The 20,003-nt window shown below is 42.1% G+C and carries 17 protein-coding genes and 1 pseudogene; 11 read left to right on the top strand and 7 right to left on the bottom strand.

Annotated elements, in window-relative coordinates; translation table 11 throughout:
• Nucleotides 1–129: pseudogene (locus A1019T_RS06880) on the bottom strand (IS982 family transposase); the annotation flags it as partial.
• A 269-nt stretch (nt 130–398) separates the two neighbouring features.
• Between A1019T_RS06880 and A1019T_RS06875 the strand changes: the two are divergent.
• A complete protein-coding gene (locus A1019T_RS06875) occupies nt 399–2,138 on the top strand; it encodes an AMP-binding protein (protein ID WP_077450994.1) in 1,740 nt (579 codons plus the stop codon).
• 182 nt (nt 2,139–2,320) lie between these two features.
• Here A1019T_RS06875 and A1019T_RS06870 read toward each other — a convergent pair whose 3' ends face one another.
• A complete protein-coding gene (locus A1019T_RS06870; RefSeq protein WP_077450993.1) occupies nt 2,321–2,878 on the bottom strand; it encodes a DUF924 family protein in 558 nt (185 codons plus the stop codon).
• 246 nt (nt 2,879–3,124) lie between these two features.
• Between A1019T_RS06870 and fghA the strand changes: the two genes are divergently transcribed.
• From fghA to A1019T_RS06845, 5 genes are all read left to right on the top strand, one after another.
• On the top strand, nt 3,125–3,985 hold the full coding sequence (gene fghA, locus A1019T_RS06865; RefSeq protein WP_077450992.1) for an S-formylglutathione hydrolase: 861 nt from the start codon (nt 3,125–3,127) through the stop codon (nt 3,983–3,985).
• A gap of 98 nt (nt 3,986–4,083) precedes the next feature.
• Entirely contained in the window at nt 4,084–4,803 is a 720-nt protein-coding gene (gene rpe, locus A1019T_RS06860) for a ribulose-phosphate 3-epimerase (protein ID WP_077450991.1), read from the top strand.
• Nucleotides 4,804–4,900: 97 nt separating this feature from the next.
• Nucleotides 4,901–5,275 carry a hypothetical protein gene (locus tag A1019T_RS06855; RefSeq protein ID WP_244156565.1) on the top strand — a complete coding sequence of 125 codons (375 nt, stop codon included), beginning with the start codon at nt 4,901–4,903 and terminating at the stop codon, nt 5,273–5,275.
• Between the two features lie 66 nt (nt 5,276–5,341).
• Nucleotides 5,342–5,653, top strand: coding sequence for a hypothetical protein (locus tag A1019T_RS06850; protein ID WP_077450990.1), 312 nt, complete (start codon nt 5,342–5,344; stop codon nt 5,651–5,653).
• 155 nt (nt 5,654–5,808) lie between these two features.
• On the top strand, nt 5,809–6,141 hold the full coding sequence (locus tag A1019T_RS06845) for a hypothetical protein (protein ID WP_077450989.1): 333 nt from the start codon (nt 5,809–5,811) through the stop codon (nt 6,139–6,141).
• Between the two features lie 148 nt (nt 6,142–6,289).
• Here A1019T_RS06845 and rpmG read toward each other — a convergent pair whose 3' ends face one another.
• Nucleotides 6,290–6,445, bottom strand: coding sequence for a 50S ribosomal protein L33 (gene rpmG / locus A1019T_RS06840; protein WP_007394061.1), 156 nt, complete (start codon nt 6,443–6,445; stop codon nt 6,290–6,292).
• Between the two features lie 66 nt (nt 6,446–6,511).
• The gene (gene rpmB / locus A1019T_RS06835; protein ID WP_007394060.1) at nt 6,512–6,748 is read right to left on the bottom strand and encodes a 50S ribosomal protein L28; all 237 of its coding nucleotides are present in this window, start codon (nt 6,746–6,748) and stop codon (nt 6,512–6,514) included.
• 587 nt (nt 6,749–7,335) lie between these two features.
• Here rpmB and A1019T_RS06830 point away from each other — a divergent pair.
• On the top strand, nt 7,336–8,814 hold the full coding sequence (locus tag A1019T_RS06830) for an MFS transporter (protein ID WP_077450988.1): 1,479 nt from the start codon (nt 7,336–7,338) through the stop codon (nt 8,812–8,814).
• A 53-nt stretch (nt 8,815–8,867) separates the two neighbouring features.
• Here A1019T_RS06830 and A1019T_RS06825 read toward each other — a convergent pair whose 3' ends face one another.
• On the bottom strand, nt 8,868–9,659 hold the full coding sequence (locus A1019T_RS06825; RefSeq protein ID WP_077450987.1) for a cytochrome C assembly family protein: 792 nt from the start codon (nt 9,657–9,659) through the stop codon (nt 8,868–8,870).
• A gap of 426 nt (nt 9,660–10,085) precedes the next feature.
• On the opposite strand from A1019T_RS06825, the gene ffh reads away from it, so the two are divergent.
• The 3 genes from ffh to A1019T_RS06810 all read left to right on the top strand — a co-directional run bounded on the left by ffh (nt 10,086) and on the right by A1019T_RS06810 (nt 12,745).
• Nucleotides 10,086–11,627: a signal recognition particle protein gene (ffh, locus tag A1019T_RS06820; protein ID WP_077450986.1), complete on the top strand. Its 1,542-nt coding sequence runs from the start codon at nt 10,086–10,088 to the stop codon at nt 11,625–11,627.
• An 80-nt stretch (nt 11,628–11,707) separates the two neighbouring features.
• Nucleotides 11,708–12,040, top strand: coding sequence for a rhodanese-like domain-containing protein (locus tag A1019T_RS06815; RefSeq protein WP_077450985.1), 333 nt, complete (start codon nt 11,708–11,710; stop codon nt 12,038–12,040).
• A gap of 60 nt (nt 12,041–12,100) precedes the next feature.
• Nucleotides 12,101–12,745 carry a class I SAM-dependent methyltransferase gene (locus A1019T_RS06810; RefSeq protein WP_077450984.1) on the top strand — a complete coding sequence of 215 codons (645 nt, stop codon included), beginning with the start codon at nt 12,101–12,103 and terminating at the stop codon, nt 12,743–12,745.
• Between the two features lie 361 nt (nt 12,746–13,106).
• Here A1019T_RS06810 and metH read toward each other — a convergent pair whose 3' ends face one another.
• A complete protein-coding gene (metH, locus tag A1019T_RS06805) occupies nt 13,107–16,925 on the bottom strand; it encodes a methionine synthase (protein ID WP_077450983.1) in 3,819 nt (1,272 codons plus the stop codon).
• 312 nt (nt 16,926–17,237) lie between these two features.
• Between metH and A1019T_RS06800 the strand changes: the two genes are divergently transcribed.
• Nucleotides 17,238–17,924, top strand: coding sequence for a fasciclin domain-containing protein (locus A1019T_RS06800; RefSeq protein WP_244156564.1), 687 nt, complete (start codon nt 17,238–17,240; stop codon nt 17,922–17,924).
• 87 nt (nt 17,925–18,011) lie between these two features.
• On the opposite strand, the gene A1019T_RS06795 is transcribed toward A1019T_RS06800, so the two are convergent.
• Entirely contained in the window at nt 18,012–19,559 is a 1,548-nt protein-coding gene (locus A1019T_RS06795; protein WP_077450982.1) for an alanine/glycine:cation symporter family protein, read from the bottom strand.
• Between the last annotated feature and the right edge of the window lie 444 nt (nt 19,560–20,003).

The following is a 20,003-nucleotide window of genomic DNA, read 5'->3' as shown; positions in this document are numbered from 1 at the left end:
CTCTGGTACACTTATCTTGCATGCTCTTAATCGCTTTGTCCCATTTTCGATCAGCTGACGTTCAAATTCTGATTTGAATTCTTGGTAAAAGTCGTCAATATGGCAGTATAATTCGGTTAGGTTGTCCATGTAAGAAGTCCTTTTTGTTGAGTTTTTGTTGGTACCTTAACTTTAACAATTTTGGACTTCTTTTTTTTGCCTTTTTTGACCTGCTTATCCCGAACTCAGGTTAACTAAGAAAAATTTATTAAATCAAGTATTTCAATAATATAAATATCTTTTATAACGATAAAAATAGTTTCATTTTAAATTTATTTATGCTTATATATTTAGGTATCCTTACAGCTATCACAGGAAGTTGATAGCCATCCTCTAAACATTTGACAAGGAGAGTTTCAATGTTAAGAGACTTATTAGAGCAACGTTATCCTCAAGCATCCTCCCGAAATGCCCCCTTAAAAATGAGCCATGATATCGGTCCTACGGACAGCCCGTTAATTGAAGACACTATTGGCGATTATTTTGACAAAGTAGTGGCTCAGTATCCTGATAAAGAAGCCTTAGTATCGCGTCATCAAAACATTCGCATGACTTATAAACAACTGCAGCAACAAGCCAATCAATTGGCCAGTAGTATGATTAATATGGGGTTAGAAAAAGGCGATCGTGTCGGTATCTGGTCATATAACAATGCACAGTGGCTACTGATGCAATTGGCCACGGCGAAAGCAGGTATTATTTTAGTCAATATTAACCCTGCTTATCGTATCTCAGAGCTACAATATGCGCTGAATAAAGTAGACTGTAAAGTCTTGGTCTATATGCGTCACTTTAAGAGCAGTGACTATGTACAAATGGTACAAGAAATGGCCCCAGAGATTTGCCATCAAGACTATCGCTATTTGGAGCTAACTACCTTACCTAATTTAAAACGTTTGATTCTGATTGACCAACCAGGTACTTGGGAGACCTTCGGCTATATGCAGAACTTTTCTGACTGGATAGCTGAAGGGGATGCCAACGATCCTAGATTGGCAGAACGACAAAAACAGCTAAATGCCAATGATGCAATCAATATCCAATTTACCAGTGGCACCACAGGTACCCCAAAAGGGGCAACCTTAACCCATCGAAACTTATTGAATAACGCCTATCACTTAGCAGAGTCACTGTGCTTATCTTCCGAGGATAAATTGTGCTTACCGCTGCCTTTATATCATTGTTTTGCGATGGTATTGGGCAATCTAACCCTGCTATCCATAGGGGGGACGGTGGTTTATCCTAGTAGTAGCTTTGAGCCGTTAACTGTATTACAGGCAGTCAGTGAAGAGCGTTGTACTTTATTACATGGGGTGCCAAGTATGTTCTTGGCAATATTAAATCACCCAGAGTTCTCGACATTTGATTTGAGTAGTTTACGAGGGGGCTTATCGGAGGGTGCAAGCTGTCCAAGTGAATTAATGCAGCGCGTTATCAATGACATGCATATGAAAGAGCTAAGCATTGCCTATGGCATGACTGAAACCAGTCCGAAGTCTACCCAGACATTGCCGACGACTGAATTTGAAAAACGTATTTCGACAGTGGGTGTGGTTCAGCCGCATTTAGAAGTGAAAATAGTAGACACAGAGACGGGCGAAACGCTGCCTATTGGCGAAGTGGGGGAAGTACTGACCAAAGGTTATGCGGTAATGAAAGGCTACTGGAATGACAAGGTTAAAACCGACGAGGCAGTCGTTGATGGCTGGATGCACACCGGGGATTTGGGCAGTATGGATGAGCAAGGCTATATCTCAATAGTAGGGCGTAGCAAAGACATGATTATTCGCGGTGGGGAAAATATTTACCCCATTGAAGTTGAAAACTTCTTATATCGTCATCCCAAAATCTCTGATGTACAAATAGTAGGGGTGCCGGATAAACAGTATGGTGAGGTTCTAGCCGCTTGGATTATTCCTAGGGCAGGCGAAACCATCACTGAACAAGAGATACGTGACTTTTGTTATAACCGAATTGCCCACTTTAAGATTCCCACCTACATTCGTTTTGTTGAGCAGTACCCGATGACGGTGACTGGCAAAATTCAAAAATTCAAAATTATTGATATTATGAAAGAAGAGTTAGGCATAGTGGCTTAGTCTTAATTCTGGGTTTTCTTTTTATTTTGTATATCATTTATTTTGTAAGTAGAGTGCCTTATTCTAGCTATTTAAAAGCCCAGTCTGAATTTCAGGCTGGGCTTAGTTATGTACGTTGCTAATTCTCAGTGGCGTTTTTTTAAGAAAAGGGTATTCAAAAAAGAGCTATCTAAAAAAGGAGCTTAAAAAGAAGAGTTAGGCTGCTTTAAAAACTTGATTTCTTCTGGGGTTGATTCGCGGTCCAAGACATCATTACGATGCGGGTAACGCCCAAATCTATCAATTATCTCTTTGTGTCTTATCTCAAAACCTAGAGTGTATTCATCATTTAAGGCTTCAAATAAAGGCAGGGCCTGCTCATGAATCAGAGCAGATTCAGAGTGCATATAAGGCATGATAGCAAACTTTCTATGATCTAAATCAATATCGGTATAGTCTTCACGTTTCACCAACTCTTGTGCTAAAACTAACGACATACCATCTTGAGCAAAAGCTTCGGTAGAGTCTCTAAACAAGTTGCGAGAGAACTGGTCGAGGACAATAATTTCAGCCAATGCGCCTTGTGCTGTGTCTCGCCAGTGGGCGCATTCTCCCGCTTTAGCGGCTAATAAAGTGGACCAAAAGTTATCTCTAATCTTATCGTCAAAAGCTTCACTTTTTTCAAACCAGTAGGGCTGATTTTCGGGATCGAACCAAAAGTCTAATATGCGCTGGGCTTCGGTAGAGGTAGTTTTATTCATAGGGCACCTCCATTGTCGATTATCGTTTTAATAGTTAGCTTTAATAGCTATAAGTCTAACAAAGATTAAATGGCGTTAAGGTTAAGATATTTATTCAAAATCTTAATTTTATAAGGCAGCACGTTTTTCACCTTTGAAGCCTTGGCTTGGTTACTAGCCCTTACTTTCAAAAGCTAGGGGCTATGTTAGAATCAACTTATACTTTAATGAATTCCCTTATAAACAACAGAAAATTAGGATGATGATATGACTCAGTTAACATTGACCAGTAACAATCGCTGCTTCAATGGCGAACAGCGTTATTATAGCCATCAGTCTGCAGTGACTAATTCAGAGATGAGTTTTAGTATTTATTTACCAGATGAAGCTGTTGCCGGTAAGAGTTGTCCTGCGATATTGTATTTGTCAGGCCTGACTTGTAGTCCTGATAACGTTACTCACAAAGCACATTTTCAACAAAAGTGTAGCGAGCTTGGGATGATCTTTATTGCACCAGACACCTCTCCTAAAGGAGAGGACGTTGCTAACGATGACCGTTACTTTGTGGGTCAAGGGGCAAGCTATTATGTGGATGCTACCGAGCAGCCTTGGGCTGAGAACTTCAAGATGCATAGTTATATTGCAGATGAGTTCTATGATTTAATTCGCAGTCAGTTTCCCATTAGCAGTGTGGGCATTACCGGGCACTCTATGGGCGGTCATGGGGCGATTATGTTTGGCTTTAAATACCCAAGCAAGTTCATTAGTGTCTCAGCTATTGCGCCTGTCTGTGTCGCCAGTGAATCAGATTGGGGTAAAGCGGCATTTAGCGAGTACTTTGGACAAGACAGCAATCAGCAACAGGCCTGGGCACAATTTGATGCCGTAAATGTGGTAGAAAAAGCAGGTAAACAATATCCTTTAATTCTAGTGGATCAAGGGGCTGCCGATGACTTTTATATCGACGGCTATTTACGCCCTGAAGCATTACAACAGGCCTGTCAGAAAGTTGAGCAGCCTTTAACGCTTAGATATCACGCCGGATTTGATCACAGTTATTACTTTATCCAAACCGTTATTGAAGATCATATCGATCATCACTATAACGCCGCATTAAGCCATGGATAATTGTTATAATAGTAGGCTATAAAAGTGCTGCTAGATCTAGCAGTACTTTTGTCCAACTCTCCTGTTAACTAAATTTGAAATTATCTTAGAGACCTACTATGAGCAGCACACAAGCCGCAGCCACCCAAGCCCTTCAGCGCGATTATCTTATCGCTCCCTCAATTCTTTCAGCGGACTTTGCTCGCTTAGGAGAAGAAGTTGAAAATGTCCTTAAGGCGGGTGCCGATGTTATTCACTTCGACGTGATGGATAATCACTATGTGCCAAACTTAACCTTTGGTAGCATGATCTGTAAGGCACTGCGTGACTATGGTGTGGAGGCTCCTATCGATGTGCATCTCATGGTATCGCCAGTAGATAGTATGATTGAGCAGTTTTTGGAAGCGGGGGCAAGTATCATTACTTTTCACCCAGAAGCCACCAATCACATAGACCGCTCGTTACAAATGATTAAAGATGGGGGCGCGGAGTGTGGCCTAGTATTAAACCCAGCCACGCCACTCCATTATCTGGATTATGTGATGGATAAAGTGGATCAAATCTTGCTAATGAGTGTGAACCCAGGCTTTGGCGGTCAGTCATTTATTGACGGTACTTTAGATAAAATCAAACAAGTACGTGAGCTTATTGATGCCAGTGGCCGTGATATCCGTCTAGAAGTGGATGGTGGGGTTAAAGCCAGTAATATTAGAGCCATTGCTGAAGCAGGGGCAGATATGTTCGTTGCTGGGTCAGCTATTTTTAATCAACCAGATTACAAGCAAGCGATTGATGCGATGCGTCAGGAGTTAAGTCTTGTAGGAGCAGCGCAAGCTTAAGTTCTTAGCGTTAACGTTAATAGCTTAATTCCCAAACTTTCAATCCAAAAAATAGCAGCTCACAATATATAAATGTGGATAATTTAATAGAGATACTATGACAAATAATAAGCCGATGGACCGTAATCTAAAGGGTAGTCCTACTAGCGATATCGATAGAAACGCTACTTTCGAGGCGCCACCTAGCTTGGTGCCCAAAGGGTTTACTATCGGCTTAGCTATTTTTTCATTAGTGTTAAGTTTGGCCGGTTATGTATTTCGCTATATTTCTGGTGACCCTATTACAGATATTTTGCGTCATGCTGCAGTGTTAGTCCCTGCGTTCGTAATTGGTATTCCGCTACTTTTTTGGTTGGGCGCCTTAATTATGAACAAGATTAAGGGAATGCATATTCAGCGACGTAATGCCTTTACTTTGGGCTGGCTAATCTCTTGTGTGACCATGCTGTGGCTAATGGGCACTTATAGTTAGCACTTTATTAGCCAGTTTCTACTTAATTTAAAGTAAGATTATAAGAATCCATAAAAAGGAATTCCTTTGTCAATTTTTGATCGCAATTCATTTTATTACCCTTATCCAGACAACCTACCTAAGGGACTGATTAAGACCCTAATTATTGCTTGTCTACTAATGGGATTAGCAGGACTGCGCCATGCAGAAGGCTGGCAAGGTTGGTTGGCGGTTTTTGAAAACTGGTTACTGATGTTGGTAATCTTCCCCACTGCTACCGCGGTAATTGCCCTTCCTTTTAAATATCGAGATCCCAGCTTTGAGCTAAAAAATGCTTATTATCTGGGCATGTTTGTGTCTTTGCTATTTACTCTAGCTAAGCTGCGTTATTGGCGTTAACCCAAGCTTAATGTTAGTTTTAAGCTTAGTAATAGCCCTATAAACAGCCACAAATAATCACTTTAGATAGCTGCTACTACAATTAGCCCTTGAAATTTGAGTCATTAGCGTCCATTGTTAATAGATACACATATGCTATATGAGGTGAATAGGGCATGGTATTTGATTTTGAAAAAGACAACATTGATGTTGAAATTGACTCAGACACTGGAGAGCGAAAGACTCGCCGAGCTCAAGGTTTCGCTCAAGAAGCGATACTGGAGTTGGTCGAAAACGATAAGGGTCAAATCGTCCTACGTGACTCAGCAGACTCTGAAGATCCTTTAGTGACCATTACTTTCTCTGAGAAGATTAAAGATATGCTAGGCGGTGAAGCGCAGTATATTGGTCATAAAATGATTCATGCTGCGGTACAAGCCGTTATGCAAAAGCAAGTGAGCCAATGGCATGCGAATGTCTATGACGAAGAGCCTGAGCATTATAGCTAAGTTACTAACCATCAGTTTATTAAATTCTTTTAACTATTGCTAAGCTTGGTTTTTATTCATAAGCAATAAGCATTCATTAAATCTAACACACAAAAAAAGCGGGTTATCTTAGGATAACCCGCTTTTTTGATGCTAATAAATCAAAAAATTATTTGATTTTAGCTTCTTTAAAGATAACGTGCTGGCGTACTTTTGGGTCAAACTTTTTGATTTCCATTTTGCCAGGCATAGTACGTTTGTTTTTGGTAGTGGTGTAGAAGTAACCAGTACCAGCGGTAGATACTAACTTAATCTTGTCTCTCATGATGCATTCCTATTAATTTGTAAAGTAAGAGGGCTTAAGAAGCCTTCTAGTTAGTCGTTTGATAGACTAAACTTTTTCACCTTTGGCACGTAAATCAGCAAGTACTTTATCAATACCGTGCTTATCAATGATACGCATGCCTTTAGTAGAAACACGAAGACGAACAAAACGGTTTTCAGATTCTACCCAAAAACGATGGTTATGTAGATTTGGCAAAAAGCGACGACGGGTTCTGTTAAGCGCATGCGAAACATTGTTACCCACCTGAGGGCGCTTTCCTGTCACTTGACATACTCGAGACATGACGGACTCCTAATAAAGTTGTAAGGCAACTGGGTGACATGTCAATCATGTCGAGATAGTTGGTTGCCTTAACTACTCAAGATAACGAATCACAATGCGGCTATGGACACATAGGACTGCAACTTGAATAAAATGTTAACAGAAAGATAGTGGTCTTTGCCCTTTAATCGCCACAACAAGTAAAGGTTGACCAGAATAAATTTTTAAGGGCGTATTTATACCACATATACCCAGTTTTTTCAAATTAAATGTTTGTCTATTATCGCATAAATAACCCAAAACTTTAAGCCCCTAAAGATTAAAGCACTGTTTAAGTGGCTTAAACATAAAGAGTTATATAAAGCTTTCACCATTAGCTGATAAATTCAGCTTAATAATTAAAGGTTAAAACTGCAAAACTTCAAACATAAATTTAAAATATGCGGATGTCACAGCAAGATGTACCAATGCCATGTTAAAACCGGCTATTATAACAGATATTATACGGCAGGTTAGCAAAGTCTTTTTTTAATTTTATCGCTACAGTAATCCGCCTTGTTAAGATTTAGCTTAGTATTGATCTCAAGCTTATAGGACGCTCTCATAAGATGCAAAAACCGTCTGCCTCAACTGCCTCAGCTCAAGAGGCACAAAATAAGCTTCCTGCTGATAATTCTGACAACAATCAGCCAGCTAATCCCAATCAATCTCCTTATGCTTTGATGCTGGTGCTATTGACTCTTTATTTCGCTCAAGGCCTGCCTTCAGGGTTTATTACTCAGGCACTGCCCGCTATTTTGCGTGAGTATGAGGTGTCGCTCGAGATGATTGGGCTTTCAGGGCTACTATTATTGCCCTGGGCCTTAAAGTTTCTATGGGCACCTATGGTGGATAAGTATTTTATTACTAAGTGGGGGCGCTCACGTAGTTGGATTTTGCCCCTGCAGCTTATCTCAGCGGTAATTGTGGCCGTAGTGGGTTTATTTAATCCGAATCAATTAAGCTCACCGCACACGCTTTGGGCCATTTATGGGCTGCTTTTTTTATTAAGCTTAATAGGAGCTACCCATGATGTGGCAGCGGATGGTTTAGCCACGCGGTCATTGACGAGCTTAATACGTAATAATCGCTCTTTGCCTGCGGTGAAAAATCCTTATCAAGGCATGGGCAATGCGGCACAAGTAATAGGTTACCGTATGGGGCTTATTTTGGGAGGGGGCGTATTACTACTGGTACTGGGGCAGTGGTCTTGGCGCTATAGTTTTTTTGCGATGGCGGCTTTGATTGTGTTAAATACCTTACCGATTTGGCGTTACCCCGAAAGCAAATATGCGGCCGCTGATGAGTCGAAGTTAAACTCTTTACCAGCTACTCAGCCAGCCCCTATTAATCAGGAAGCTCAATCCTTAAAAAACCAATCCACATCGGCTTCCTTTATGGCCTATATTAAAAGTCAGTATGGTTATTTTTGGCGAAATGAGCACATGCGGGCGTGGCTAGCCGTACTATTGACCTTTAAAGTAGTAGATGGCATCTCTAGTGGTATGGTTAAGCCTATGATGGTGGATATGGGTATACCGACTTCTAGTATTGGGTTGTGGGCCAGTGTGTTAGGCTCTGCAGCTTCCTTGGTTGGTGCTGCTTTGGCGGCAGTGCTGTTAAAGCGAATGGCTCATCATAATGCGTTGTTGGCCTTTAATGCGCTACAAGTGGCTACCACGGTGCTCTATGTGATTGTGGCTATTGGCTTTGAGCGTCCAAGTTGGTTGGGGCTATCTTTTGAGGGACGATCAGTGCCTTTTTGGTGGGCCTATGCAGCCAATGCGATTGAACATTTGGCAGGGGCAATGGCGCTAGTGGCTATGTTAACTATGGTTATGCATTATGCTAGACATGATAAAGCGGGCAGTGATTTTACTACCCAGGTATGCTTATTAACGGTGTTTAGTGGTGGGGCGCACTTAATCAGTGGTTTTATTGCTGCTCAGGTGGGGTATAGCGCTCATTTTATAATCAGCGTGGGGTTGGGCTGCTTATGTTTATTGCCATTGATCTACTGGCGCAGTCAATTTATTAAACAGTTATAAGCTGTGAGTGATTAAGTGTTTAAAGGGTTAGGCTAGGCGATCGAAAGTCGATGTTAGAGCAGCATCTCAAGCACGAACTTACTGCCAATAAAACCTACAGCCAATAATAGAAAGGCCAATATGGCCATGTTGGCTGCCCGGCGACCGCGCCATCCATATTTCCAGTGCCCAAATAATAACCAACCAAATAACAGCCAAGACATGATACTAAACACGGTCTTGTGGGCAATGTGTTGAGCCATTAAGTCACTGACATAGACGAAACCGATCGCCAAAGCTAAAGTAAGTAAGCTAAAGCCCACCAAGATCATGTCAAATAACAAAGATTCCATGCTTTGTAGCGAGGGCAATTTGTTGACCCAGAAGCGCTGTTTGGTTTTATGCTTAAGTTCGCGAATCTGAATGCGTAAAATAACAGCTTGTACTGCAGCCATTAATAGCACGCAATAGGCGGCAATAGATAAAATGATATGGGCTTCTAGACCTTTGCTAATATCCGTCAAAGGGGCATAGGGAGCTACCCCAAAATAACCCAAACTTAAGCCAATAATGGCGGTCGGTGCTGCAAAAAGCCCTAGACTTAAAATAGGGCGATAAAAACAAAATATCACATAAAACAGCACAAAATAGAAGCTGGTTAGGCTTGCGGTATTAAACACATTAAAGTTAAGGCCATGCAAAGTATATATGTTGGGGTATAAGGTAATTGCATGAGCTACCAAAGCGACCAGTAGCATGCCCAAAGTGAAGCCTTTAGCAATGGGCTTTAGGCGTAACAAAGCCCATGCCAAATGACAGCTTACAAGGGTGTAAATAATAAGGGCGATGACATAGGCAAGCAACACGGTGTTTGGGTCCTCAAAGAAATCGAGTTAACAAATTAGGTCTGACAATATTTGATATACTAAGTGTGGTAATCTGTGCGTCAACCTCTTTGTGTGTCAATATAACTGTAAGATAATGGCTATAAATCATAGAGCAGATTTATCACAAAGCAATCATACCCTAATTTAGCATAGAATGACTCTTATTTGCGATTGCTATACAGTTAACTGACGGCTTTTGTTAAAATTAATGGTTTAACAGAAACAATAAAAGAGTTTATAGATTAATTTTGCTAAACTTGCCAAATATTTGAGATTTAAACGGTTTAAAACAATTGAACCAAATAACAGTTACCCAATTATAAAGCCCCTTTTATTAGGGGTTTAGTGCCCCATTTAAGATATTAATACCTCCTAATTTAACAGACGTTTTATTGAGAAAACCTTATGTTTGATACTTTAACCGAACGACTCTCTGGTAGCCTGCGCAAGATTTCAGGTTCAGGACAGTTGACTGAAGACAATATTAAAGACACGCTGCGTGAAGTGCGCATGGCGTTACTAGAAGCTGACGTGGCTTTGCCGATTACTCGTGATTTTGTAAAGCGTGTGAAAGAGCAGGCCTTGGGTCAAGAAGTGCTAAAAGAGCTAGCCCCTGGTCAGGCTTTCGTCAAAATTGTCTATGATGAATTGACTGAGATGATGGGCAGTGCCAATCAGCAGTTAGAGATGACGGGTAAGCCGCCTGTAGTTTATTTACTAGCAGGTTTGCAAGGCGCGGGTAAAACTACAACAGCCGGTAAATTGGCTAAGTTCTTACAAGAGCGTCATAAGAAAAAGGTAATGCTGGTTTCAGCTGACGTCTACCGTCCGGCAGCTATTAAGCAGTTAGAGCAAGTGGCAGGGCAGGTAAACGCTAAGTTTGTCAACTCTACTACCGATGAAAATCCGATTGATATTGCCAAGCGTGCTATTGAAGAAGCTAAGCTGCAGTATCAAGATATCTTGATCATCGATACCGCCGGTCGTTTACACGTCGATGAAGCGATGATGGATGAAATTAAAGCGTTAACTGCTGCGGTTAATCCATCAGAGACTTTATTCGTTGTTGATGCCATGACCGGTCAAGATGCGGCCAATACTGCCAAGGCATTTAACGATGCGCTACCGCTAACGGGCGTTATCTTAACCAAGACCGATGGGGATGCGCGTGGCGGTGCGGCTCTATCTGTACGCGCCATTACCGGTAAGCCTATTAAGTTCTTGGGCCGTGGTGAGAAACTTGATGCCTTAGAAGCTTTCCACCCAGAACGTATCGCCCAGCGCATCCTAGGCATGGGTGACGTACTGAGTTTGGTAGAAGAAGTTGAGCAGAAGATTGACCGCGAAAAAGCGGAAAAAATGGCGAAGAAAATCCAAAAAGGCGGCGAATTTGACCTTGAGGATTTACTAACCCAGTTCCAGCAAATGAAAAATATGGGCGGTATGGCTGGTTTCTTAGATAAGATGCCAGGCATGAGTGGCGCTGGTGTGAAAGAAGCACTAGAAGAAGCTAAGCCAGAAGAAAAAGTAAAAGAGATGGAAGCGCTGATTAACTCAATGACCTCATATGAGCGCAAGAACCCAGATAAAATTAACCCAAGCCGTAAGCGCCGTATTGCCGCAGGTTCTGGTAAGCAAATTCAGGACATCAACCGTTTGCTAAAGCAACATAAGCAAATGGCTAAGATGATGAAGATGTTGTCTAAGCCTGAAGGGCTAAGTAAGATGATGAAAGCGGTTCAAGGCTTAACCGGTATGGGTGGCGGCGCTTCTGGCGGTGGCCCACTGTTTGGCGGTGGCCAAAGTAATGCAGGTGCAGGAGCTAAATCAGGTGGCATGCCTCCCTTTGGTTTAGATCCAAGTAATATGCCCAGCAAGGAAGAGATGGAACGCCAAATGAAAGAGCTTGAACAAAAGCTTCCACCAGATTTCAAAAAGCGTTTTTAGATCCTTTGATGGATTATCTATGAGAAAGCTAAGTCAGTAATGGCTTAGCTTTTTTTTATAAAAGTAAAAGGAGTAAACTCATGGGTTCGCTTGTCACGAAAATAAAAAATCTTATCTCTAGTTTAACTAGTGAAATTAATGAAATACCTGATAATGCAGTTTTATTAGATGTGCGTAGTCCAGAAGAGCATGTCATAGGCACTTTGCCAGGATCGGTGTTAATGCCTTTAGCAGAATTGGCTGACCCGCAAAAGGTGACGGCTAAATTAAGTGATACTTCGCAGCCCATCGTGGTTTATTGTGCTTCAGGAGGTCGATCGATGAAGGCAAAGCAGCAGCTAAAAAAGATGGGGTATAAGAAAGTCTATAATGGGGGTGGTATTTCTTCAGTTAGGAAGCTGTTGCGGTCTTAACTCTACTTTTTACTCTAATAATTATCTATAACCCCTATTGTTTAGTCGAGACTAATACTCATGAAATCAGCAACCAAGTTTTCCAAATTAAAAAGTCTATATGATGATAAGATGCTGCCGGTTCTCGTTGATAAGGTGTGTGCGTTAGAGGCTTTAGGGAAATTAAGAGCAAAGGTGGTGCCTGAAGCTCATGGCGTGGTGTTGGAGGTTGGGGTAGGCGGAGGTCATAACGCAAGGTTTTATAATCCCCAACTTGTTAAGCAGGTGATAGGAGTAGATCCACATCTGCATCCTGCTGCTGAAGATCGCTTTATTCAAGCTGGCATAGAATTCAATGCTCAGCCTTTGTCTGCTGAAACTCTACCTTTAGCAGATAATAGTGTGGATAGTGTGGTGATGACTTTTACCTTGTGTTCGATTCCTGATCCAATACAAGCGCTACGGGAGATGAAGCGGGTATTAAAACCTAATGGTATTTTATATTATGCTGAACATGGGTTGGCTCCTCAGCCTAATTTTGTTAAAAAGGCTCAACAGATTATAACTCCTGCCTGGAAACCTTTAGCTGGTGGCTGTCATCTTGATAGGAATATTGAGCAGTTAATTAGTCAAGCTGGCTTTGTGGTATCGGGTTGTCAAGGTTTTACTCAAAGAGTCAACGTTGTTGGGTATTATTATTGGGGTGAAGCAACCTTAAAACTCTAACTCCACTATGATGGTTTATTTTGTCATTTTATCCAAAGTAATCTGAATTTGGTTTATAGAATAACCAGCTAAGGAAGATGGATGTTATAAGAGCTGGAATTAAGAAGTATTGAATTTTGACACCAACGTAAGAGAGCTCTGTGAATAGAAAAACGGTCAATAAAAATAGCCCTGTAGAAAGTAGAGCAAAAAAACGAAATAACTTCTTTCTCATTTTTATCCCTGTAAGTTAGTAAAGGTATTTTATTCATCAATATAGAAAAATAATATTTTTAATTATAGTCCAAACTTAAAATAATAAACAATTAAAAGCGGGCCTCCTAAAAGAAGCCCGCTTTAAATTTACCTAACGAAAATTAGCCTAAGCTAAGTTAGGATTCAACCACTTCTCAGCGGTCTTGATATCCCAATCCTTACGTTTGGCATAGTCCTCTAACTGATCACGCTCAATTTTACCCACGTTGAAGTAAACGCTTTCAGGATGTGAATAGTAAAAACCACTCACCGAAGACGCAGGCCACATCGCAAAGCTTTCTGTCAGATAAGTACCGATGGTATTGGTGGTATCTAACCAATCAAACAGTTTGCCTTTTTCAGTATGCTCAGGGCAGGCAGGATAGCCTGGTGCAGGGCGAATACCCACATATTTCTCTTTAATCAGCTCTTCATTACTCAATTGCTCTTCAGGCTGATAGCCCCAGTATTTAGTACGGATAAGCTCATGCAAATGCTCAGCAAAGGCCTCTGCTAAGCGGTCACAAAGTGCTTGAACCATAATGGCATTATAGTCATCACCGGCTTCTTTATAGGCATCAGATAGCTCTTGAGCACCTTCAATCGAAACGGTAAATCCACCTAAATAGTCAGTGTGCTCATCTGAGGGTGAGATAAAGTCCGCCAAGCTGTAGTTGGGTTTACCACTGGCTTTATCTGACTGTTGACGCAGATGCTCAAATACATGGGTTGGCTGGCCGCCCTCACTAGGCGGTTTGTCATAGACAGTAACCGTGTCATGGTCAGTGCGTTTGGCCGGCATGATTTTGAACACCCCTTTCGGCGTGACTAAACTCTCATCCATAAACTTCTGTAGCAATTCTTTGGCATTGCTAAACAAGTCTTTGGCTTCTTCGCCGACCACTTCATCGTCAAAGATTTTTGGGTATTTGCCCACTAAGCCCCAAGAGATAAAGAACGGTGTCCAATCGATGTAGGGAAGTAAGTTTTCAATAGGATAGCTGTCGAAAACAACTTGTCCCAGCTCATTCGGAGTAGGCGGAGTATAAGTATCCCAATCAAACTGGAAGCCTTGCTCGATAGACTCTTCATAACTTAGTTTGGCTGCTTTTGGCTTGCGATTGGCCAGACGCTCGCGTACTTTTTCATATTCTTCACGCGTCTCACGAATCAGCTCGACACGATGTTCTTTAGAAAGCAGCTTGGTCACCACGCCCACAGAACGTGAAGCATCAGACACATAAATTACCGCATCGTTTTGATAATTGGGTTCAATTTTAACCGCAGTATGGGCTTTAGAGGTAGTTGCACCGCCAATCATGAGGGGCAGGTCCATGCCACGCTCTTGCATTTGCTTAGCGACATAGACCATCTCGTCAAGACTAGGGGTAATTAGACCAGATAGGCCAATAATATCTGCTTTTTCAGCAATGGCTGTGTCCAAAATTTTGTCACAGGGCACCATAACCCCTAGGTCGACCACGTCATATCCATTACAGCCCAGTACTACGCCGACGATATTTTTACCGATATCGTGCACGTCACCTTTGACCGTGGCCATAACCACTTTACCCTTAACTTCACCTTCTACTTTCTCAGCTTCGATGTAAGGGTTCAATACCGCAACTGCTCGTTTCATAACGCGGGCCGACTTCACGACTTGAGGTAGGAACATTTTACCGGCGCCAAATAGATCACCGACTACGTTCATGCCATCCATTAAGGGCCCTTCAATCACATGTAGCGGTTTGGGGTATTTGAGGCGTGCCTCTTCGGTATCGTCATCAATGTAAGTGGTAAGACCTTTGACTAAAGCATGCTCAATGCGCTTTTCAACCGACTGTTCACGCCATGATAGATCGACTGTACCATCGTTTTTCTTACCGCCAGCCACATAGGCTTCGGCAATGGTCATCAAGCGTTCAGTAGCGTCTTGACCGCTTTCACCTTGGTTACGGTTAAGCATCACATCTTCGATGGCTTCACGCGCTTCTTTTGGAATTTCATCATACACCTCAAGCATGGCAGGGTTGACGATACCCATGGTTAGCCCCGCTTTAATAGCGTGGTATAAGAAGACCGCGTTAATCGCTTCACGAATGGGGTTACCACGGAAACTGAACGAAACGTTTGAGACACCGCCTGATACCATGGCATTGGGTAGATTGTCAGTAATCCATTTGGTGGCGTTGATAAAGTCTGCGCCATAGTTGTTATGCTCAGGGATACCGGTTGCTACCGCAAAGATATTGGGGTCAAAGATGATGTCCTCACTCGGGAAGCCCACATCATTAACCAAGACATCATAGCTGCGCTGACAGATTTCGATTTTACGCTCAAACGTATCGGCTTGACCGTCTTCATCAAAGGCCATAACAATAACTGCTGCACCATAGCGCATGCACAGCTTGGCTCTTTCAACAAATTCGTCATGGCCTTCTTTCAGTGAAATGGAGTTCACCACCGCCTTACCTTGAGTGCGTTTTAAACCTTCCTCGATGATATCCCATTTTGAAGAGTCAATCATCAGGGGCACACGGCTAATATCGGGCTCGCCAGCGACCAAGTTTAAGAAGTGAATCATCGCCCCTTTGGAGTCGAGCATCCCCTCATCCATGTTGATGTCGACAATTTGAGCCCCGCCCTCTACTTGGTCGCGCGCCACATCCAATGCTTCAGTAAATTCGCCAGTCTTAATTAAGCGTAAGAACTTTTTAGAACCGGTGACGTTGGTACGCTCACCGACGTTCACAAATAAGCTGTCTTCGGTGATATTAAAAGGCTCTAGACCAGACAAGCGACATGCTGGTGGGATAGTCGGAACTTTACGAGGCGGATATTGTTGCATCACGTCATGAATAGCTTTGATGTGCTCAGGGCGAGTTCCACAGCAGCCCCCAACGATATTTAGGATTCCTGCTCTACCAAAGCCATTAAGTAGGGCAGCGGTTTCTTCAGGAGTCTCGTCATACTCGCCAAACTCGTTGGGCAAGCCGGCATTAGGGTGCGCAGACACATAGGTATCAGCAATATCCGATAACGTTTGAATATGAGGTCTTAAAGCATCAGCGCCCAAAGCACAGTTAAAACCTACTGATAGCGGCTTGGCATGACGAATCGAGTTATAAAAAGCTTCAGCGGTTTGACCCGATAAGGTACGACCCGAGGCATCGGTAATCGTACCTGAAATCATAATGGGTAGTTCATAACCGATGACTTCAAATACCCCAGTAATGGCGAAAATAGCTGCTTTAGCGTTTAGGGTATCAAAGATAGTTTCAACCAAAATAAGGTCAATACCACCCTCAATTAAAGCGTATAAAGCTTCGGTATAGTTATCGACTAGCTCATCAAAAGTGACGTTACGAAAGGCAGGGTCATTAACATCAGGAGATAGCGAGCAGGTGCGAGAAGTGGGTCCGATAACCCCGGCCACAAAGCGAGGCTTGTCTGGGTTTTGCGCAGTGAACCCATCAGCTACTTCACGAGCGATACGTGCCGCTTCACGGTTAATCTCTGGCACCAGATGTTCCATCGCATAATCTGCCATAGAAATCTGAGTCGCATTAAACGTGTTGGTTTCGATAATGTCGGCCCCCGCAGTCAAGTGATCGCGGTGAATGCTCTTGATGATATCTGGCTGGGTCAGTACTAGTAAGTCGTTGTTACCTTGGACATCTCGATGAAAGTCAGCAAAGCGCTCGCCTCGATAGTCGGCTTCTTGCAGCTTAAAAGTTTGAATTTGGGTACCCATTGCACCGTCAAGCATCAAGATACGTTGTTCTAAGTGCTCAACGATACGCTGGCGGGCGGTTTGTTGCTGGTCTTTATAAGGCAAGGTAGCGGGAGGTACTAAATTGAAGTTATCGGGATTGTGTTCTTTTTTTGCAGAATTTTCTGGGAGGTCTTTTTGGGTATTGTGTTCAGGATGTGAGCAATTGGCCATAGTGCTATCTTATATATTGAGTTAACAGGGACAGAAATCTCTTCTACAGCTATATATATTTGGAACTACGGGTTGCCAAATAAGATTTCTAAAATCTAGGTTAGTGTAGCATACTGCTTGTGAATATCTAATTCTCTACAGGGATAAATCCATAGCAACATGGAGCAAGCTAGCTAAGCTAATGGGATTAATTTAACAGTGCTGCCCCTAAAATTAATAACATAAAAAAAGTTTGTCTGAGTATACAAGAAAATAGACACAACTGATTTTCTTTGTATAAACTAAGGTAACTTATATAAAAGGACGTATTTTATGATAAAAACTATGCCTGTATGGACACTGGCTATAGCTTTAATGGCAGTCACTGCTAGCCCAAGCAATGCACAGTCTAAGACGCCTGTTTCTAGCGGCTCAGCCACAAACTCCATCATTAATGAATCTACGCTGCGACAACCCAATGCTATTTATGGCAGCTTCGGTCAAAGCTCCTCAGCGCTTAGTCAGCCTACGCAAGCTCCTTTATCTAATACCACCACTGCAGTTACTTCTACCCCCATAAATTATGATGCTTCAGAGAACGCCTTACAGTTGGCAAGACGAAATCCTAATTTATCAATATTGGTAGAGGCTATTGATGCAGCAGGGTTAACGGGCGTGCTTAGATTTGCAGGGAGTAATTACACAGTTTTTGCCCCAGATAATGCCGCCTTTGAGGCTTGGTTTAATGAAACTACAATGACCAAACAAAAGCTGATGCAAAATAAACCCTTACTGCGTATTTTATTGGCTTATCATGTGCTAAAAACACCTCAGCCACTAACTGTAGCGCAGATGCAGCCCAGTCGGTTGACCACTTTTAATAATTATCAATTGACCATCACCAATCAAAAGATGATTAAAGATGGCATAGGCCGAACAGCGATGATTAAGGCGGCCGATATTCCTACTCGCAATGGTACGGTTCATGTGATTGATAAGGTGCTCTTTCCAGAAGGCTAGTGCAGTAGGTTATAGACAGACATAAAAAAACCCGATGCTTTAAAGCATCGGGTTTTTTTAAATTAACTGGGTTGTTAACTTGCTGATTTATTTAAGATCGTTTTTACGATTGGATTCAACAGTCTGCTTGTAGCGCTCTTCCCAGTAAGTGGCATTTTTGATACCGAACTTCTTAGGATCAAACACGAAGCGTTTCTCTGAAGTACCGCCGCCTGCTTTTAACTGTGCCTCATAGTCTTTAAGCATAGTTAATGTTGGTTTCGCTACAAAGAAGATAACAATAATACCTACGATGTTTAACCAAGCCATCAAGCCAACCCCTACGTCACCTAAGCCCCAGATATAGCCTGAGCTGTTTAAGGCGCCATAAGCTACCATAATCATGATCACAACTTTTACTAAGAAGGTACCCGTTTTACTGGCGCCTTTACCCATAGAGCGGGTTAAGTAAGAGATGTTAACTTCAGCGATATAGTAGTAGGCTAAGATAGTGGTAAACGCGAAGAAGAATACCGCAATCGCAATGAATGAGTCACCGAAGGTACCATACACTGATTCCATCGCCATTTGAGTAAATGAAGGCGAGTTAATCTCAATATCTGCAGCGACATTTTGGACGATAAACTGACCGTCAGGTAATGTGCCTTGAATGTTGTACATACCGGTAGATAAAATCATGAACGCAGTAGCAGAACAAACTAGCAGAGTATCTACATAGACTGAGAAAGCCTGAACCAAGCCCTGTTGTGAAGGATGATCCACAGCGGCAGCAGCTGCGGCGTGTGGTCCTGTACCTTGACCGGCTTCATTAGAGTAGATACCACGTTTTACACCCCAACCAATAGCGGCACCAAAGCCTGCTTGAGCTGTGAAGGCATCACCGATAATCATACCAAATACTTCAGGAACTTTACTGAAGTTGGTAAACATGATTAAGATGGCTAAAACGATATAACCTACAGCCATAAAAGGAACGGCATATTCAGCGAAGTTAGCAATACGCTTAATACCACCGAAGATGATGAAACCTAGCACTAATAAAATAATAGCTAGAGCAATTAGACGGCTAGAGCCAACATCCATGCCCATAAAGTTCATCATTGTACCTTCACCGGTTACTTGAGCTACAGCGTTAACCACACCGTTGGCTTGTACACCAGGTAAGAAGATACCACAAGCAATAATAGAAGATATGGCAAATAAAATACCATACCATTTTTGACCTAAAGCTCGTTCAAAGTAATAAGCTGGACCACCGCGATATTCGCCAGTAATCACATCACGCTCTTTATAAATTTGACCTAAGGTAGATTCTACATAAGCAGTAGAAGCACCTAAGAAGGCCACAATCCACATCCAGAATACTGCGCCTGGACCACCGAAGCCGATAGCAGCAGCAACACCGGCAATGTTACCCATACCGACACGTCCGGCAAGGGCTACAGCAAGAGCTTGGAATGAAGAAATACCGTCATTGTCTGGTTTGCCTTTAAAAAGAAGACGAAGCATCTCTTTAAATAGACGAATTTGAACAAAGCGGGTCATGATTGAATAGAATAAACCTGCGCCCAAACAGAGGTAGATTAGGGCAGGGCTCCAAATAACGGAGTTTAAAGCACTTACGATGCCTTCCATAGTGTGTTTCCTAGTGTTAACAAATTGAGTAACTTACCTGTCGCTCAATTAATTGTAATAATCTAAAGGTGTGTACAGCGCTTATTTAATTAACAGTTCTGTAGAAAAAATCTAACCAATACAATTAGATAAACACAAACACATAAGTAAGTTGTACTCTTAGTAACTGTAAGTTAGATTAGCTAAATGTTACTAAAAAGTACCTCTAAGTAACTGCAATTTGCCACAAAAAAAAGCAAATTGCTAGATTATTTTTTACTATTTCATAAAAAAAACTCTGCACACGACAAAAAAACAAAAAAGTCTGTTAAAGCAAAGGCATAATAGTAATTTTTAAGACGAATCAGACCATGCCAAACTTTAACAGACTTAGTGAAACCTTAACCCAAAACCTGAGCATGAACAAGGCAAGAATCAATTGTTTGAGCCTAATGATAATAGCCC

Origin of the sequence: Psychrobacter piechaudii, from assembly GCF_900162825.1 — a bacterium.
In the GTDB taxonomy this organism is placed as follows: Bacteria; Pseudomonadota; Gammaproteobacteria; order Pseudomonadales; family Moraxellaceae; genus Psychrobacter; species Psychrobacter piechaudii.
This window is presented reverse-complemented; position numbering and strand designations above follow the sequence as displayed.

What these genes read in the sequence shown, in the direction of transcription:
- A1019T_RS06875 (WP_077450994.1), top strand. Translation starts at nt 399, where the DNA reads ATGTTAAGAGACTTATTAGAGCAACGTTATCCTCAAGCATCCTCCCGA.
- A1019T_RS06870 (WP_077450993.1), bottom strand. Translation starts at nt 2,878, where the DNA reads ATGAATAAAACTACCTCTACCGAAGCCCAGCGCATATTAGACTTTTGG.
- fghA (WP_077450992.1), top strand. Translation starts at nt 3,125, where the DNA reads ATGACTCAGTTAACATTGACCAGTAACAATCGCTGCTTCAATGGCGAA.
- rpe (WP_077450991.1), top strand. Translation starts at nt 4,084, where the DNA reads ATGAGCAGCACACAAGCCGCAGCCACCCAAGCCCTTCAGCGCGATTAT.
- A1019T_RS06855 (WP_244156565.1), top strand. Translation starts at nt 4,901, where the DNA reads ATGACAAATAATAAGCCGATGGACCGTAATCTAAAGGGTAGTCCTACT.
- A1019T_RS06845 (WP_077450989.1), top strand. Translation starts at nt 5,809, where the DNA reads ATGGTATTTGATTTTGAAAAAGACAACATTGATGTTGAAATTGACTCA.
- rpmG (WP_007394061.1), bottom strand. Translation starts at nt 6,445, where the DNA reads ATGAGAGACAAGATTAAGTTAGTATCTACCGCTGGTACTGGTTACTTC.
- rpmB (WP_007394060.1), bottom strand. Translation starts at nt 6,748, where the DNA reads ATGTCTCGAGTATGTCAAGTGACAGGAAAGCGCCCTCAGGTGGGTAAC.
- A1019T_RS06830 (WP_077450988.1), top strand. Translation starts at nt 7,336, where the DNA reads ATGCAAAAACCGTCTGCCTCAACTGCCTCAGCTCAAGAGGCACAAAAT.
- ffh (WP_077450986.1), top strand. Translation starts at nt 10,086, where the DNA reads ATGTTTGATACTTTAACCGAACGACTCTCTGGTAGCCTGCGCAAGATT.
- A1019T_RS06815 (WP_077450985.1), top strand. Translation starts at nt 11,708, where the DNA reads ATGGGTTCGCTTGTCACGAAAATAAAAAATCTTATCTCTAGTTTAACT.
- A1019T_RS06810 (WP_077450984.1), top strand. Translation starts at nt 12,101, where the DNA reads ATGAAATCAGCAACCAAGTTTTCCAAATTAAAAAGTCTATATGATGAT.
- metH (WP_077450983.1), bottom strand. Translation starts at nt 16,925, where the DNA reads ATGGCCAATTGCTCACATCCTGAACACAATACCCAAAAAGACCTCCCA.
- A1019T_RS06800 (WP_244156564.1), top strand. Translation starts at nt 17,238, where the DNA reads ATGATAAAAACTATGCCTGTATGGACACTGGCTATAGCTTTAATGGCA.
- A1019T_RS06795 (WP_077450982.1), bottom strand. Translation starts at nt 19,559, where the DNA reads ATGGAAGGCATCGTAAGTGCTTTAAACTCCGTTATTTGGAGCCCTGCC.